Source organism: Agromyces sp. NPDC060279, assembly GCF_042726785.1.
In the GTDB taxonomy this organism is placed as follows: Bacteria; Actinomycetota; Actinomycetes; order Actinomycetales; family Microbacteriaceae; genus Agromyces.
The window spans coordinates 1338248-1339329 of sequence record NZ_JBHXBK010000001.1; the positions used below are offsets into that span (position 1 = coordinate 1338248).

At 74.5% G+C, this 1082-nt stretch carries 2 protein-coding genes; one reads left to right on the forward strand and one right to left on the reverse strand.

Annotation, left to right across the window (positions count from 1 at the left end):
- Window positions 1-148: 148 nt before the first annotated feature.
- Window positions 149-346 (reverse strand): hypothetical protein, encoded by a 198-nt coding sequence (locus ACFWE1_RS06315; RefSeq protein ID WP_376932620.1) that lies wholly within the window; start codon window positions 344-346, stop codon window positions 149-151.
- A gap of 25 nt (window positions 347-371) precedes the next feature.
- On the opposite strand from ACFWE1_RS06315, the gene ACFWE1_RS06320 reads away from it, so the two are divergent.
- Window positions 372-896, forward strand: a complete 525-nt coding sequence (locus tag ACFWE1_RS06320; protein WP_376932621.1) for a CGNR zinc finger domain-containing protein — start codon at window positions 372-374, stop codon at window positions 894-896.
- Window positions 897-1082: the final 186 nt, after the last annotated feature.

Consider the following 1082-nt stretch of genomic DNA (forward strand, 5'->3'; position numbering starts at 1 on the left):
AAGAAAGGCCGGAAAGGGGGGGGGGGAGCGGGCGTAAGGGGGTGGGGAAAAAAGGTGGTTCGCTGAGCCCGTCGAAGCGCCCACCCCTGGTTCGCTGAGCCCGTCGAAGCGCCCACCCCTGGTTCGCTGAGCCCGTCGAAGCGCCCCGTCAGCCGAGCTCGCGACTGGCAGCGGCCGGCACGACGATCGGGACGGCCGCGACATCCACTCGGCGCACGCCGCAGCCGGCGCAGCGCACGTACTGCACGACGCCCTCGGAGGTACGGTGCGCCGATTCGACGAGCCAGCCGTGCTCGTGCGCGGCCGCCCGCTCCACCGCGATCCGAGGCGCTGCGCTTCCGGTCATGCCTCCACGATGATGTAATGCCCTTGTGCATCTCAACCCTTACGGCGAGTACGCGGTCCTGCTGGCCGCCTCGCTCGCCGACGACTGGCCGACCGATCGCGCGGGCATCGAGGCCCGCACCCGCGAGTTCGGCATGACGATGGCGTTCCCGGTCGGCGCCGACGACCACGCCGGCACCCGACGCGTCATCGACGCCTGGCTCGAGGTCGTGGATGCGCCGAGCGATCCCGAGCGCGCCGCCATCCTGAACGCCCAGATGGCGGCCGTCGCCGCGTACCCCCGCCTCACCGAGCACGACGGCGAGGGCTGGCACCTGCACTACCGCGACGAGCTGCAGACGCTGCCCGAGGTGCTCGCGGCCGTCATCTCGGTCGGGACGGCCCTGCACCTCACGACCCGCGGCATGCGCCGGCTCGGCCGCTGCGAGGCCGCCCCGTGCGCGAACGTCGTGGTCGACGTGACCCGCAACGGGCGGCAGCGCTACTGCTCGGTGCGCTGCGCGAACCGCGCGGCCGTGCGCCGGCATCGCGAACGGCTCCACGCCCGCTGACGGCGCCGCCCGCGTGCGCGGCCCGCCGGGCCCGGCGCGCGAGGTCGCGCGAATCGCTCACGGCGGCCCCGGCATCCAGCTGTTGGTGCGACTCCACGTCCTTGTGGCGGCACCACCCCCCCTCCCCCACCCCCCCACCCCCGCTCCCCCCCCCCCCCCTCACCCCCCCCCCGGTGCCACCCCCCA